General features: G+C 63.9%; 12 protein-coding genes. 9 read left to right on the plus strand and 3 right to left on the minus strand.

The window, feature by feature from the left end; all coding sequences use genetic code 11:
• Positions 1 to 61: 61 nt before the first annotated feature.
• From gltB to ACMLHG_RS14275, 8 genes are all read left to right on the plus strand, one after another.
• The gene (gene gltB / locus ACMLHG_RS14240) at positions 62 to 4,579 is read left to right on the plus strand and encodes a glutamate synthase large subunit (RefSeq protein WP_417170921.1); all 4,518 of its coding nucleotides are present in this window, start codon (positions 62 to 64) and stop codon (positions 4,577 to 4,579) included.
• Positions 4,580 to 4,611: 32 nt separating this feature from the next.
• Entirely contained in the window at positions 4,612 to 6,003 is a 1,392-nt protein-coding gene (locus ACMLHG_RS14245) for a glutamate synthase subunit beta (protein ID WP_417170922.1), read from the plus strand.
• Positions 6,000 to 6,830 carry a diaminopimelate epimerase gene (gene dapF / locus ACMLHG_RS14250; protein WP_417170923.1) on the plus strand — a complete coding sequence of 277 codons (831 nt, stop codon included), beginning with the start codon at positions 6,000 to 6,002 and terminating at the stop codon, positions 6,828 to 6,830. Before ACMLHG_RS14245 ends, dapF begins: the two co-directional genes overlap by 4 nt.
• 4 nt (positions 6,831 to 6,834) lie before the next feature.
• The gene (locus tag ACMLHG_RS14255) at positions 6,835 to 8,070 is read left to right on the plus strand and encodes an LL-diaminopimelate aminotransferase (RefSeq protein WP_295810723.1); all 1,236 of its coding nucleotides are present in this window, start codon (positions 6,835 to 6,837) and stop codon (positions 8,068 to 8,070) included.
• Between the two features lie 28 nt (positions 8,071 to 8,098).
• A complete protein-coding gene (locus ACMLHG_RS14260; RefSeq protein ID WP_417170924.1) occupies positions 8,099 to 9,655 on the plus strand; it encodes a sigma-54 interaction domain-containing protein in 1,557 nt (518 codons plus the stop codon).
• A 92-nt stretch (positions 9,656 to 9,747) separates the two neighbouring features.
• Positions 9,748 to 10,341, plus strand: a complete 594-nt coding sequence (gene def, locus ACMLHG_RS14265; protein ID WP_417170925.1) for a peptide deformylase — start codon at positions 9,748 to 9,750, stop codon at positions 10,339 to 10,341.
• A complete protein-coding gene (locus ACMLHG_RS14270) occupies positions 10,341 to 11,318 on the plus strand; it encodes a hypothetical protein (RefSeq protein ID WP_294434593.1) in 978 nt (325 codons plus the stop codon). The genes def and ACMLHG_RS14270 overlap by 1 nt, the downstream gene beginning before the upstream one ends.
• On the plus strand, positions 11,315 to 12,058 hold the full coding sequence (locus ACMLHG_RS14275) for an ATP-grasp domain-containing protein (protein WP_295810731.1): 744 nt from the start codon (positions 11,315 to 11,317) through the stop codon (positions 12,056 to 12,058). Before ACMLHG_RS14270 ends, ACMLHG_RS14275 begins: the two co-directional genes overlap by 4 nt.
• On the opposite strand, the gene ACMLHG_RS14280 is transcribed toward ACMLHG_RS14275, so the two are convergent.
• The gene (locus ACMLHG_RS14280; protein ID WP_417170926.1) at positions 12,042 to 13,610 is read right to left on the minus strand and encodes a DUF2079 domain-containing protein; all 1,569 of its coding nucleotides are present in this window, start codon (positions 13,608 to 13,610) and stop codon (positions 12,042 to 12,044) included. The two genes, ACMLHG_RS14275 and ACMLHG_RS14280, sit on opposite strands and share 17 nt — an antisense overlap.
• A 185-nt stretch (positions 13,611 to 13,795) precedes the next feature.
• Here ACMLHG_RS14280 and ACMLHG_RS14285 point away from each other — a divergent pair, with 185 nt between their 5' ends.
• The gene (locus ACMLHG_RS14285; protein WP_294434589.1) at positions 13,796 to 14,281 is read left to right on the plus strand and encodes a MerR family transcriptional regulator; all 486 of its coding nucleotides are present in this window, start codon (positions 13,796 to 13,798) and stop codon (positions 14,279 to 14,281) included.
• 15 nt (positions 14,282 to 14,296) lie between these two features.
• Here the strand turns inward: ACMLHG_RS14285 and ACMLHG_RS14290 are convergent, their stop codons facing one another.
• Both ACMLHG_RS14290 and tsaB read right to left on the minus strand, forming a co-directional pair.
• Positions 14,297 to 15,040 (minus strand): hypothetical protein, encoded by a 744-nt coding sequence (locus tag ACMLHG_RS14290; protein ID WP_417170927.1) that lies wholly within the window; start codon positions 15,038 to 15,040, stop codon positions 14,297 to 14,299.
• Between the two features lie 3 nt (positions 15,041 to 15,043).
• Positions 15,044 to 15,707, minus strand: a 664-nt coding sequence (gene tsaB / locus ACMLHG_RS14295; RefSeq protein WP_417170928.1) for a tRNA (adenosine(37)-N6)-threonylcarbamoyltransferase complex dimerization subunit type 1 TsaB, incomplete at its 5' end; no start/stop codon positions are given.

Consider the following 15,707-nt stretch of genomic DNA (forward strand, 5'->3'; position numbering starts at 1 on the left):
GTTTTTTGCTTACATGGTTCTGCAAATGTTCAGTTCAAAAGCAGGAAGGAGCTCTGGAACTATGGAACAAGATCGACAGCAAAATCAACAGCGCGGGTTCGCTGCGCCGCTGGTTGCGGACAGCGGCCTCTACAGCTTTGCCAACGAGCACGACGCGTGCGGCGTGGGCCTGGTGGCGGATCTCAACAATCAGCCGAGTCACCGCATCGTGGAGATGGGATTGACCGTGCTCAAGCGGCTGATGCACCGCGGTGCGTCGGGCGGGGATCCGAACACCGGTGACGGCGCCGGACTGCTGCTGGCGCTGCCGCACGAATTTTTCCGGCGCGAGATGGGCGATGCCCTTCCGGAGCCGGGGCGCTACGGCGTGGCGATGATCTTCGGCGGCGCCGGTTGCGAAGCGCAGATCGAGAAGATCGTCGGCGACGAGGGCGGGCGGGTGATCGCCTGGCGCGATGTGCCGGTTCACCCGGAGGAGATCGGACGCGCCGCGCGTGAGAGCGCGCCGCTGATCCGTCAGCTCTTCATCGGCGGGGAGGCGTTCCCGTCGACCGCCGCGTTTGAGCGCAAACTTTTCGTGATGCGCCGCCTGATTGAAAAGTCCCTGCCGGAGTGCTACATCTGCAGCATGTCCGCGCGCAGCATCGTCTACAAGGGGCTGCTGCTGGCTACGCAGCTGGAGAAATTCTATCCGGACCTCGGTGACGAGCTGTTCCGCTCGCCGCTGGCGCTGGTCCATCAGCGTTACAGCACCAACACGTTCCCGACCTGGAACCTCGCGCACCCGTTCCGCTATCTCGCTCACAACGGCGAAATCAATACGCTGCGGGGCAACCTCAACCACCTGCGCAGCCGCGAATCCAGTCTGGCCAGCGATCTCTTCGGCGACGATATGAAGAAGCTGCTGCCGCTGATTCCGGCCGGGCAGAGCGATTCGGCCTGCCTCGACAACATGTTCGAACTGCTGGTCGCCGCCGGGCGGCCGCTTGCGCACGCCATGCTGATGCTGATGCCGCAGGCGTGGGGCAAGAACTACCACCTCGGCCGCGACGTGCGCGGCTTCTTCGAATACCATTCGGCACTGATGGAGCCGTGGGACGGACCCGCCGCCGTCGCCTTTTCCGACGGCGTGAACGCCGGTGCGATCCTCGACCGGAACGGTCTGCGTCCGGCGCGTTACACGCTCTGCCGCGACGGGCTCTTCGTGCTCGCCTCCGAGACCGGCGTGCTGGATATTCCTGCTTCGGAAGTGGTCCGCAAGGGCCGGCTCCGTCCCGGTGAGATGCTCTACCTCGACCTCGAACACCACCGTCTCATCGGGGATGGCGAGATCAAGAACGCCGCCGCGCGCCATCAGCCCTACCGCCGCTGGGTGGAGGAGAACAAGATCTCCGTCCACGGTCTGTTTACCGAAATCACCCCCTCGGAAGTGGCCGACGACCTGGTCGCCATGCAGAAGCGTTTCGGATACTCCCGCGAGGATGTCGAGCTCATCATCCAGGTGATGGCCGCGACCGGGCATGAACCGGTCGGTTCGATGGGCAACGACGCCGCGCTCGCGGTGCTCTCCAGCCGGCCGCAACTGCTTTTCAACTACTTCAAGCAGCTCTTCGCCCAGGTGACCAACCCGCCGATCGACCCGATCCGCGAGGAGTTGGTGATGAGCCTCACCACCTACATCGGCAACCGGGGCAACATTCTGGTCGATACGCCGCTTAACGCCCGGCTGATCAAACTGCCGCGTCCGGTCATCACCGACGATGAACTCGCCCGGCTCGAAGCGGTCGGCCAGCAGGACTTCCAGTCGAAACTTCTGCCGCTGGAGTTCCCGGCCGGCGGCGGAGGCGGTGCGCTCGAACTCGCGCTGGAGAAACTCGCCGCCGACGCGGTCGAGGCGGTGCGTTCCGATCACCGGATTTTAGTTCTCTCCGACCGCAATCCGTCGGAGAACACCACGCCGATTCCGTCGCTTCTGGCGACTGCGGCGGTCAACCGCGCGCTGGTGGCGGCCGGACTGCGGCCGGAGGCGGGCATCATCGTCCAGTCGGGCGAGGTGCGCGAAATCATGCACTTTGCGCTGCTGCTCGGTTTTGGAGCGACGGCGATCAATCCCTATCTTGCGCTGGAGACGGTCACGCAGCTCGCCCGCTCCGGAGCGATTGCCCCCGACCCGGTGACCGCGGCGGGGAACTACATCAACGCGGTCGACAAGGGACTGCTCAAAGTGATGTCCAAGATGGGCATCTCCACGCTGCGCAGTTACCGTTCCGGCCAGGTGTTCGAAGCGGTCGGCCTCAACTCCGACCTGATCGACCGCTACTTCCCGGGTACTGCCAGCCGGATCGGCGGCATCGGCCTGGAGGAGATCGCCGCGGAGGCGGACCGGCGGCGCGTGGAAGCGCTCGCTCCCGCCAACGGGCGCGGCGCCGGACTGCTGCCGGACGGCGGCCAGTACCGCTTCCGTCGCGACGGCGAAAATCACCTCTGGACTCCAGAATCGCTGGCCGCATTCCGACAGGCGGTCCAGACCGGGAACCGCGAGAAGTTCAAAGTTTACTCCAATCTCATCGACCAGCAGGCCACCCGGCTCTGCACGTTGCGGGGACTGTTTGAATTCGCCCCCGCCGAGCCGGTGCCGCTTGAGGAGGTCGAAAGTGTCGAATCGATCATTCACCACTTCGTCTCCGGTGCGATATCGCTCGGTTCGCTCAGCCCCGAGGCGCATGAGGCGATCGCAATTGCGATGAACCGCCTCGGCGCGATGAGCAACTGCGGCGAGGGCGGCGAGGATTCCGACCGGTATCAGCCGGGGCCGCACGGCGAGGACCGCACCAGCGCGATCAAGCAGATCGCCAGCGGCCGTTTCGGCGTGACCATCGACTATCTGCGCCATGCGAAAGATCTTCAGATCAAGATGGCGCAGGGCGCGAAGCCCGGCGAGGGCGGCCAGCTGCCCGGACACAAAGTCAATGAATTCGTCGCGCGGATTCGCCATTCGATGCCGAATGTGACGCTGATCTCTCCGCCGCCGCACCACGACATCTACTCGATCGAAGACCTCGCACAGCTCATCTACGATTTGCGCAACGCCAATCCGGCGGCGCGGGTGTCGGTCAAGCTGGTTTCCGAAGTGGGAGTCGGCACCGTTGCCGCGGGCGTCGCCAAGGCGCACGCCGACGTGGTTCTGGTCAGCGGCCATGACGGCGGCACCGGTGCTTCGCCGCTCACGAGCATCAAGCACGCCGGACTGCCGTGGGAACTGGGATTGGCCGAAGCGCAGCAGACGCTGGTGCTCAACGAGCTCCGTTCGCGGGTGCGGCTTCAGGTCGACGGCCAGCTCAAGACCGGCCGCGACGTGGTGATCGGCGCTCTGCTCGGCGCCGAAGAGTTCGGATTCGCCACGACGATTCTGGTCTGCCTCGGCTGCGTGATGATGCGCAAATGCCACGAGAACAGCTGCCCGGTCGGGGTCGCCACTCAGGACCCGGAACTTCGCAAGCATTTCTGCGGCAAGCCGGAATACATCGAGAACTTCCTGCGCTTCCTCGCGGAGGATGTGCGCGAACTCCTGGCGAAACTCGGCTTGCGTTCGCTCAGCGAAGCGGTCGGCCGCACCGATCTGCTACGCATGAACCGGGCGATCGATTTCTACAAGGCGCGCCACCTCGACTTCAGCCGGATTTTCCAGCCGGCGAAGGGGAGCGCGGTGCGGTTCGACGCGTCCCGGCCGCATGAGGAGCTGAAGAACTTCGACCGCGGCGAACTCCTGCCGGAACTGCTGCCGCACGTCGATGACGGCACACCGGTCACACTTTCGCGCCGGATTGCGAATGTCAACCGCACGGTCGGAACGGAGCTCTCCGGAGAGGTGGTCGTGCGCCGCGGTGCGCAGGGACTGCCGCCGGACACCATCCGGGTGGATTTCACCGGGTGTGCCGGGCAGAGTTTCGGCGCCTTCCTCGCGCCCGGACTGGAGTTTGTCCTCTCCGGCGAGGCCAACGACTACGTCGGCAAGGGAATTTCCGGCGGCTGCATCGTGATCCGTCCCGAACCGACTGCGACGTTCGCGGCGCATGAGAACGTCATCGCCGGCAACGTCATCGGCTACGGCGGCACTTCCGGAAAGATCTTCATCAACGGGCAGGTCGGCGAACGGTTCGCCATCCGCAACAGCGGTGCCACGCTGATGGCCGAAGGAGTCGGCGACCACGGTTGCGAATACATGACCGGCGGCCGGGTGGTTGTGCTCGGTCCCACCGGCGTCAACTTCGCGGCGGGCATGACCGGCGGTCTCGCTTACGTCTACGATGAGACCAACGACTTCGACCTGCGCTGCAACGTCGGCTCGGTCGACCTGGAGAGCGTCCTGCCCGGTTCGGAGGACGAAGCCGAGCTGGTCGCACTGCTCCGCGAGCACCTCGAGCGCACCGGCAGCGTCCGCGCGGCCGCAATTCTCGACAACTGGGAAAATGAACGGCCCCGTTTCGTCAAGGTGTTCCCGGTCGAGTACCGGCAGGCGCTCGGACGGATGGCGCGCGAAGACGCCGAAGCGGTTGACCGCCGCAAGGAATCGAATTGATCCGGGGAATGTCGAATAAGGAGAACTGTACGATGAACAACAGAATTCACGATATCTACCGCCCGGTCGAACAGCGCCGGCGGGATTTTAAAGAGGTGGAGCGGCCGCTCACCTGTGCGGAAATTGCGGGACAGGCGAAACGCTGCATGGGATGCGGCATTCCCTTCTGCCACGGCACCGGCTGTCCGCTGGGCAACGTCATTCCGGAGATCAACTCCGCGGTTGCCGTGGGGGATATGCGCCGGGCGTGGGAGATTCTGAACACGACCAGCAACTTCCCGGAATTCACGTCGCGGGTCTGCCCCGCGCTCTGCGAGGGATCGTGCACCGACGGCATCAACGAAGAGCCGGTGATGATCCGCCAGCTGGAGAAGGTGACGGTGGAGACCGCCTTCCGGAACGGCTGGGTCAAGCCGTTCGTCCCGGAGCACCGCAACGGGAAGCAGGTGACGGTCATCGGCTCCGGCCCCTCCGGTCTCGCCGCCGCCGACGAACTCAACCGGCTCGGCTACACGGTCACCGTCTATGAGGCGAATGCGGCACCCGGCGGACTGCTCCGCTACGGCATTCCCGACTTCAAGCTTGACAAGGCGGTGATCGACCGCCGGATCAAGATCATGGAGGCCTCCGGCATCCGCTTCATCTGCAATACCCGTGTCGGGAGCGACGTCTCCGGCGCCTATCTGGCGCGCCGTTCCGACGCGGTCGTGCTGGCGATCGGCACGCCGCAGGCGCGGGATCTGCGGATGCCCGGCCGGGAGCTGGCCGGCATCCACTTCGCGCTCGAGTTTCTGCAGGGGCAGAACCGGGTGATCGGCGGCGAGGCGGCCGTTGTGCCGGTCTCCGCGACCGGACGGCGGGTGGTGGTGATCGGCGGCGGCGATACCGGCAGTGACTGCGTCGGCACGTCGATCCGGCAGGGCGCGGCGAGCGTGCTCCAGATCGAAATCATGCCGAAGCCGCCGGAACAGCGTTCGCCTTCGACTCCGTGGCCGGAGTGGCCCTATCTTTTGCGCACGTCGTCGAGCCACCGCGAGGGCGGTTCGCGCGAGTGGAACGTCTCGACCCGCGCCTTCCTCGGCGAACACGGCCGGGTGACCGGTCTGGATGTCGTGGAGGTGAAGTGGGAGTTCTCGCCGGTCGGCCGGCCGCTGAAATTCACCGAGGTTCCCGGTTCCGCCCGGCGGATTGATGCGGACCTCGTACTGCTGGCGATGGGGTTCTCCGGCGTCTCGCCGGAGGGCGTCGCCGCCGAACTCGGGCTGGCGGTCGATCCGCGCGGCCGGGTGCTCTCCGATCCGGAACGTCACATCTTCTGCTGCGGCGACACCGCCAACGGCGCCTCGCTGGTGGTGCGGGCCATCGTCGACGGCCGCCGCGTCGCCCGCGCGCTGGATGAAAGCATGAGGAGGAATGAAAGATGATCTTTTCCAAATGGCACGGACTCGGCAATGACTTCATCATCGCCGAGCCGGACAAGAATCCCGGGTTCGACTTCCGGGCCGCGGCGGAACATCTCTGCGACCGTCACTTCGGCATCGGTGCCGACGGCGTGGTGACCATCCGTCCGCTGGGCGGCGAAGCGTTTGAAATGCACATCTACAACTCCGACGGCTCCGAGACGGAGATGTGCGGCAATGCCACCCGTTGCGTCGGGATCTACATCCGGCGGAACAAGCTCGCGAAAGGCGGAGAGTTCGAACTTCACACCCGCGGCGGCATCGTCCGGCCGAAGGTGCTCGACAACGGAACCGTCCGGGTCGACATGGGGGAGCCGCATCTGCTGCGCGGAGAGATTCCGGTCGCCGGTGATCCGGAGTCCGACGCCCGGAGCCTTTCGCTCGACCTTCCCGGAATCCGGCTGGAGGCGGTCGGGGTTTCGATGGGCAATCCGCACGCGGTCATCTTCGTGCCGGATATCAACGCCATTAAACTCGAAGAGTGGGGGCCGCGCATCGAGTGCGACCCGCTCTTCCCCAACAAAACCAATGTGGAGTTTGTCGAAGTGATCAGCCCGCAGATGGTCAGAATGCGGGTGTGGGAGCGCGGCTGCGGCGTGACGCTCGCCTGCGGCACCGGCAGTTGCGCCACCACGGTTGCCGGCGTCGTCACCGGCCGGACCGGCCGCTGCATCACCGTCCTGCTCGACGGGGGCGAACTTCAGATCGAATACTCCGAAGCCGACAATCACGTTTACATGACCGGGCCCGCCTGCGAAGTGTTCCAGGGCGCCTGGATGGAAAGGTTCTAAAGCGATGTGTGAAATCAACTCCAACTATCTCAAACTGCCCGGCAGCTACCTGTTCGCCGGAATCAAGCGGCGGGTCGACGCCTACCGCGCGGCCCATCCCGACGCGAAGATCATCAGTCTCGGCATCGGCGACGTCACCCGGCCGCTGGTGCCGGCGGTGATCGAGGCGATGCACGCCGCCGTCGACGAGATGGCCGACGCCTCGACCTTCCGCGGCTACGGTCCGGAGCAGGGGTACGACTTCCTGATCGACGCGATCATCCGCGGCGAATACACCGCGCGCGGCATCGAAATCGACCGCGACGAGGTGTTCGTGAGCGACGGCTCCAAGTGTGACGTCGGCAACATTCAGGAGATTTTCAGCGCCGACGCCCGGGTGGCGATCGGCGACCCGGTCTATCCGGTCTACCTCGACAGCAACGTGATGGCCGGCCGCACCGGCGAATTCGGTCCCGACGGGCGCTTCGCCGGAATCACCTACCTCGCCGGAACCGAGGAGAACGGCTTCTCTCCGGAACCGCCGAAGGAGCGGGTGGATCTGGTCTATCTCTGTTCGCCGAACAATCCGACCGGCACCGTGCTCGACCGCGCCGCGCTCACCCGCTGGGTGGAGTATGCCCGGGAGAAGGAAGCGGTGATCCTCTTCGACAGCGCCTACAGCGCCTACATCCGCGAACCGGGACTGCCCGGAAGCATCTACGAAATTCCGGGGGCGAAGGAGGTGGCGATCGAATTCAAATCCTTCTCGAAAAGCGCCGGCTTCACCGGGGTGCGTTGCGGCTTCACCGTGGTGCCGAAGGCGCTCCGGCGGCGTGACAGCTCCGGGAAGATGCAGAGCGTCAACGCGCTCTGGCTCCGCCGCCAGTGCACCAAGTTCAACGGCGTCTGCTACATCGTCCAGCGAGCCGCTGAAGCGGTCTACTCCCCCGCCGGAATGAAGCAGTCGCGCGAGGTGATCGACTACTATATGGGCAACGCGGAACTGATTCGTTCCGGCCTGATCGGGGCCGGATTTGAGGTGTTCGGCGGAAAAAATGCGCCTTATATCTGGTGGAAATTGCCTGCGGGACTTGAATCCACGCAATTTGCTGATAAATTACTGAACGTCTGCCAGGTGGTCGGCACCCCCGGTGTGGGATTCGGCCCCGGCGGGGAAGGGTGGTTCCGGTTGACGGCGTTCGGCGACCGGGCGGAGACGGCGGAGGCGGTCGAGCGCATCTGCCGTGCCAGCCTGATCTGAATCGTTTGCAGTCAAGAAGGGAGATGGGATGAAACCGAAAGCCGGCACACTCGGGCAGGAGATCCTTGTGCTTCAGGAGATCAGTTCCGCGGTCGTTCACAAACGGAATGTCGATGCTCTGCTCAATGAGATTCTGGCGGTGCTTAACCGCCGCATGGGGATGCTTCGCGGCACGATTACGCTTCTCCACGGCGATACGCTCACCATCGAAGCCTCTCACGGGCTCGACGAGGAGGAGAAGCAGCTCGGCCGTTACCGGCTGGGGGAGGGGATCACCGGCCATGTGGCCGAGACCGGCCGCCCCCATCTGGTTCCCGACATCTCCCGTGACCCCCGCTTTCTGAACCGGACCGGGAGCCGCAAGACCGACCACCCTGTGGCGTTTCTCTGTGTGCCGATTTTCCATATGGACCAGGTGATCGGGACATTGAGCATCGACCGCGAAAATGTCGCCGGAACCGATCTGGAACGGGATCTTGCGCTGCTCGAAATCATCGGCAACATCGTCGCCGACGCGGTCGCCGTCTGTCTGCAGGAACACGAGGAGAGAGAGAACCTGCTCGAAGAGAACCGGAAACTGCGCAACATGCTCACCGGCAATCCGGGCAAACTGGTCGGCAACTGCCGGTGCATGCAGAACATCTATGAATTGATTCGTCAGGTGGCGCCGAGCGATGCAACGGTGCTGATTCGCGGCAGTTCCGGCACCGGCAAGGAGCTGGTCGCCCGCGCGATCGTCGAACTCTCCAGCCGCAAGGACAAGCCTTTTGTGACGCTCAACTGCGCCGCTTTGCCGGAGAATCTGGTGGAGAGCGAACTGTTCGGCCACGAGAAGGGGGCCTTCACCGGCGCCACCTGCCGGCGGATCGGCCGTGCCGAGGCCGCCGACGGCGGGACGCTCTTTCTCGACGAGATCGGCGATCTCTCGCTCACCACGCAGGTGAAACTGCTGCGCTTCATTCAGGAGCGTACCTTCTCGCGGGTGGGCAGCAACGTCGAATTGAAATCGAATGTGCGGTTTCTCGCCGCGACCAGCCGCAATCTGGAGGAGCTCATGCAGCAGAAGAAGTTCCGCGAGGACCTCTACTACCGGCTGAACATCTTCCCGATCATGATGCCGGATCTGTGCAAGCGGCGCGGCGACATCATTCTGCTGGCCGAGCACTTCATTGAGAAGCACAATCTCCGCTACGGCAAAAAGGTCAAACGCCTTTCAACCCCGGCGATCAACATGCTCATGAGCTACCACTGGCCCGGCAACGTCCGCGAGCTGGAGAACTGCATCGAGCGCGCGGTGCTGACTGCCACCGACGACTGCATCCACGGCTACAATCTGCCGCCGTCGCTCCAGACCGGCAAGGAGTCCGGTTCGGAGCTGCTCCCCGAGGGGAACGCCTCGTTCAACACGCTGGTCAACTCCTACGAGCGGGAGCTGATTGTCGAAGCGCTCAAGCGGAACAACGGCAACATGTCCGCGGCGGCACGCGACCTCGGCCTCTCCCCGCGGGTGATCCACTACAAGATCGGCCGCCTCGGCATCACGCCGGAGTGGTATGTGAACGACGCTTCCGAAACCCGGTCCTGACCGGGTTTTTTGCTTTTTCCTCCGTGTGCCGGTTGACAGAATTTCCGCCGGGATGTACATTAATCCACAGTATTGCATGGAGTGGAAAATCTATGTTCTTCAAGAATAAGAAACGTTACGTGGTGCATACCGTCGGCGACCCGGTGCTGCGCGAAAAGGCGAAACCGGTTGCCGCTGTGACGCCGGAAATCCGGCAGCTGGCCGCCTCGATGATCGAGTCGATGCAGGCGTTTGAGGGGATCGGTCTCGCCGCTCCGCAGGCGGGGGAGTCCCTGCGGCTGGTCGTCTTCGACGTGCCGCTGGAGTCGATGGGGGATACCCCGTCGACCGGTGAACGGCTGCTGCTGCCGAAGATGCCGCTGGCAGTGGTCAATCCGGAGATCGTCGCCTCGTCGGAGAATCTTACCTCTCACGACGAAGGATGCCTTTCGCTGCCGGACCTCTTTGCGCCGGTGGTGCGCCCTGCTTCGGTGGTGTTCCGGGCGCAGACGCTCGACGGCGAATGGATCGAATGCGAATGCGGCGGCCTGCTCGGGCGGTGCATCCAGCATGAACTTGACCATCTCGACGGCACGCTGTTCATCGACCGGCTGACGCCGGAGGCGGCCCGTACCGTCGAACGCGAGCTGAAACAGCTGATCCGTTTCGGGGAGCGGCACCATTTCCATCGGGTGAAGGTAAAATAATGGAGCAGGAAGAGAGAGTTCCGGAGCCGGTGGGCTTCTGGGGGGCGCTCCGCGGCACCTGCTGCGGTACGGAGATCTTTTCCCGGCTGCGGTACAATTCGGTGTGGCGCACGCTGTGGCACCTTCTGCTGATGACGCTCCTGGTCTCCGCCGGAATCGTCTGGGGAGAGGGAACCCGGATGGGCCGGGTGATCGACGAGGTGGAGCGCCGGATTACCGCGGAGTTCGGTTCGGAGATCCGCATGACGCCGGAGGCGCTGATCCCGGCGGTCCGGCCGGAGGAGGCGCGTTCGCTGGATCTGCCGTGGAACGGCCGGATCAGCTATGTTCCCGACTTCAAGGCGGGGATGGCGGTTGACCCGGATTCCATTGCTCTGCTCGACTATCTGGTGATCTGGAGCCCCCGCTTCCTCGGCTGTGCCTGGCAGGTGGAGCCGGGGAACTGGCAGTTCGGGCTGGAGAGGCCGACGGAAACGGAGCAGGCGGCACCGGCGCCCGGAACGGTTCCGCTGTTCCGGGGAATCGGGTTGTCGTTCCGCAGTTTTTCCACCCGGGAGCTGTGCGACTTCCTTTCCACCGGGGTGGAGGTGACCGCGCTCTGGCCGCGGCAGGAGCCGCCGGAGATTCCGGTTGCGAGCCTCTTCGACGCGGTGGCCAGTTCGGTCGCGCTTCTGGTGTTTCTCGGCCGCTTTGCCGGACTGCTTTTGCTGGCGTTGCTTTACACGCTGATTTTTGCCGGCGTCTCCCGGCTTTCGCTCGGGGGGCGCAAGGTGGTTTTGAACTTTGCCCAATTCTGGAAGGTCGGAGTGTATGCCGGATTCCCGGTGATGCTGGTCGCGGGGTGTTTCCCGGCGCTTGACCTGCCGTTTTTCAGCTACAGCACCGTGTTCATGATCGGGCTGGTGATCTACTGGATGATCGCCGCGGCCCGGCTGGAACGCAGCGGTTCCGAGTCAAATGAGGAGAACTTCCGATGAATGCTGCTGAACTTGATTTTCTTCGCACGCCCGTCTGGTATCCGGTGCTGGCGGGGCATACGTTTCTGACCTCCTTTGTCAAACTGCGCAAGGATGCGCTCAACATTCTGATCGCCGGCGGTGATTTCGACCGGGAGGAGGAGGGGCGCAACCCGGCGGTGAAGCGGGTGATCGAGGATCTGCGTCAGCCGATGGCGGCGATTCCCGGCAACTGCTTCGTCTCGGTGGACCGCTGTGCGCCGACCGATACCGAACGGTTCGCCGGAAAGCGCGGCGCGGTCTTCTCCCCGGAAAGCGCCTGGAAGTACCTCGTCCGCAGTGAAAAGGTGCGGGAGTCCGCCCGGCGCGGGGAGGTGGAGTATGTCTGTCTGCGCCCCTTCCGCCGGATGAACCGCACCCGGGAGTTCCGCCTCTTTCTGTGGGAGGGGCGTCTGGTGGCGATGAGCCAGTACAACCTCGACCGTCATTTCCGGCGGCTGGAGGGCATCCGCGAGAAGCTCTGGGAGAAGGCGGAGGATTTCGTGCGCAGCATCTCCTGGCTGCTGCCGGTCAAGACGCTGGTGATGGATATCTACTTCACCGCCTCGGGAAAGATCCTCATCATCGACCTCAATCCGTGGGGCGAGCCGACCGACCCGCTGCTGCTGCGCACCTGGGAGCGCAACTGGAGCTGTCCGGCCGGAATCGTGCTGATGGATCCGCCGACGAAGATTTCCGGCGACGTCAGCGTTTCGTTCTGACCGAAGGCGTGAGTTTCCGGAAGAGCAGGATCCCTTTCCCGTACCGTTCGAACCGGTAATCCGGATCGCGAAGCAGTCGCATCAGCAGGGAATTGAGCTCTTCCGGCGACTCGTACCCGTGATGGTTTTCCCGGTCGAAAAGGTAGAAGTCGGCCTTTTCCGGCCCCGGGACATTGAACACCTGACAGCGCCGGAGCAGTTTTAGACCGGTCTCATTCTGGGCCACCACCGTAGCGCCGTCGGGAATCCGGCCGGTGACCTTCTTCAATTCGGCGGCGTTCTGCAGTTTGCCGCGCAACTCCTCCCGCCGTTCCGCCGAGAAGGGGATGGCGAGCAGGGAACCGCCCCGGGCGGTGTCGTAGCCGGCCAGGTGGATGTAATAGCGGTTCTGCGGCAGATCGGCGAAGAGGATGTGGCTCGCCAGCATGATTCCGAGTGCGGCACCGGCGACGGCTCCGATGTACCGGGTGAGTTTTTGTTTCCACAGCAGAATCCGGAGCTGCCGGAGCCCGAGAATCGTTGCCGCCGGCAGGACCCCGACCAGCGCCGAGGCGTAGTGGCTGAAGAGGAGCTGCTGTTGATCGAAGGCGCTCACCAGCTGAATCCCGAGCGTCGGCAGGACGAGGAGAATCAGCCCCCGCCAGGAGAGGAGCGGGAGGAAGGCGAAGGGGAGCAACACGCTCAGCAATACCGCTGGAACATGCGGCTGAACCAGCCGGGCGAGCATGGCGCCGAAGTTGGCGAGCGTGCCGGAGAGGGTCGGCGCGAAAAGCTCGTATCTCCCGTAGTGCCAGTAGTCCGCCTTGACCAGCAGTGGGAAGTGGATTTTCAGGATGAAGAGGGTCCAGAGGAGCGCTCCGGCGAGGCAGAGCACACCCGCCCGGCGGCGGCCGCGAAGAGAAAGCATCCACAGCCCGGCGGCGCCGAGCGGAATGACGAAATCCTCCTTGATCAGCGGCAGGGTCAGCATCCAGAAGAGAAACCGCCGCATCCGGTGTTGAGTCCAGGCGAGAAACCCCAGCGCGAACCAGAGCGGAAAGAGGCATTCGATGTGGAAGTCGAAGAGCGCCAGCCGGGCGAAGTAGGGGTTGAAGAGGTAGAGCAGCGGCGCGAGCATGGCATACACCGGATTGCGAAGCAGCCGCAATCCGGCGAAATAGAGCGGAATTGCGGCTGCGGCCATCACGACCGGCTGAAAGGCGATCAGCCAGTGCGGTGAATCCCACAGCTGGTAGAAGGGGAGCAGCACCAGCGCCGCCGGGGAGAAGTGGTCAAACGCTCCGCCGCGGAAGTCCCGCAACAGCCCGCCGCCCTGCGCGGCGATGTGAAGCATGGAGTCGTAGATGCCGAAGTCCCACAGCCCGAAGAGATCGGCGCGGTATTTGACGACGCCGGCTCCCCAGTAGGCCAGCGCGAAGACGGCGGCGGCGGCGAAGACGATGCCGCGTGCCGTCTTTTCCGGGAGCGGACGGCGGAGCGCCCACCCGGCGGCGGCGAACGGAACAGCCGCCGCAACTGCGGCGGTAACGGCGATGTAATAATTGACGGTCATGGGTATAACATAATCTGCCGGAAAGGGAATTCCAAGAGCGGTTTCCGTTTTCCCGCAGAATTTTTTTCGGAAGAGCGAAAAGCGTGTTGTGCAGAATTGGGTTGTTTGCATTTTTCTCTCGGGAAAGTATATTGAACCCATCGAAATCAACATCGAACAACAGGAATGCCGCAGGAGGAATGGCGATGAAAGGAGAGCATGGGTTTCAGATTCTCCGGGACCGGACGCCGAAGTATACGGTCCGGGAGGTGGCGGAGATCATGGGGGTCACGCCCTATACAATCCGCTATTACGACAATGCGGGACTGATTCCGGGGGTGGATCGGAGCGCCGGAAACAGCCGCCTCTTTTCCGATTACAACGTCAGCTGGTTGAAGCTGGTGGTTTGTCTGCGCGCGACCGGTCTGCCGGTGGAAGGGGTGAAGCATTACATCGACATGTGCCGGCAGGGCGATGAAACCATTCCGGAGAGGGCGGAACTGATCTTCCGGCAGGAGAAGATCCTGCGGGAGCAGATGCGAAATCTCCAGGCCCAGATGGAGGTGCTGCAATACAAGAAAAAATACTATGAGACACTGCTGGCCACCGGCGGGAAAGACCATTGCAATCCGGAGAACCCGCCGGATCTGCTCGTAGAACCGGAAATCGTTCCGCAGAATCCGGAGGCGTGACCCATCTTCCCCGCCTCAGAAACGGAGAATGGCGCCGCGCAGTTCCGCCGGGCGGTAGAGAATGTGCAGTGCACCGTCACTGCCGATGTAGAGCGATTTCACCGCGCGGTCGAATTTGCGGAATTGCGGATCGTTCCGGCGCTTGCGCAGTTCCGACGCGGCGAACTGCTCCACCAGCCACGCGGGCAGAGGGATGCTCCCGAGCCGGAAGCGGCGGAACTCCAGATCGATCCACTCCCCGTCTTTTTCCGGAACCACCGTCATCGACAGCCGGATGATGCCGCCGAACAGCCAGCGAAGCGGCGTGACGACCGGCACCGTCAGATCCAGCGCTCCCTCCCGGAGCGTCGCGCCGTAGTAGCGCGGCGGCAGCGCCGAGGTGGAGAGAAAGAGCGACGTGAGGGCGAACCCGTTGTCGGCAATGCGGTGCAGTGAATCGAGCTTCTCCGGAGTTAAAATGAGTTCCGACTCCTCCGGTTCGCCCTGAAACACCTCCTTCGTAATCCGCATGAGCAGTTCGTTCTGGTAGGCGATGTCGTCGGCGGAGAGCGGCGCCGGAGAGAGCTCCGGCAGCGGGCTGAACAGCAGGGCCGCAACGAGAAACAGGCAGAGAAGAAGTCCCGCGAATCCGGCTCCGAACCAGAGCAGGAAACGGGGAACTCCTCCAACCCCGGCCTCCTTTGCGCTTCCGGCGGCCCGTTTCACCGCCTTGGCCGCGCGTTTGACAGGGGCTTTCTTTTTCCCGGCCGCCTTCGCCATCGGTTACGCTCCGGTCTGCGGGGCGGTGAACACCGCCGGGCGAATGTAGACCAGATCGGTCAGGTTGTTGTCGTACGGGCGGAATTTGGCACGGATGAGCGCGGTGAAGTCGGGCGTCTCCACCGGAAGCACCCGTTGCAGCACCGCTTTGTCAAGCAGGAGCTCCAGCGCGGGAAGTTCCGTCGACGAGGCGACCAGGTGTTCCGCCGGAGCGGCGGCGAAAAACGACTCCGTCTGCTCCCGGTTGAGCACCTTCTCTTCCCCGGTCGGAACCGGTTCTCCGTCGCGGACGATCATGCCGAAATAGATCAGCTCGTGGTTGCGGCCGTCGAAGAGACAGCCGATCTTCTCTCCCTCCGCGGCGGAGGCCCGCACCGCGTAGGCGGTCGCGGTTGGAATGCAGCGCGTTTCCACGCCGGTTTTGCCGAAGGTCCAGCCGGCCACCAGGGCGGCGGCGAGCCGCATCCCGGTGAAGCTGCCCGGGCCGGAACCGACGCTCCACCGCGCAACGTCGTTGACGGTGAACCCGAATGCCTTCAACTCCTCCGCAATCCACGGAGCCAGCCCGGCGGAGTCGCGGCCACGCATCGGCCGGGTGCGGGCAAGCAGAAGCTCCTCTCCGCGCATCAGCGCGAATCCGGCGGTGCGGCCGGCGAGATCGACGGCC

Source organism: Victivallis sp. (genome assembly GCF_048170485.1).
Classification (GTDB): Bacteria; Verrucomicrobiota; Lentisphaeria; order Victivallales; family Victivallaceae; genus Victivallis.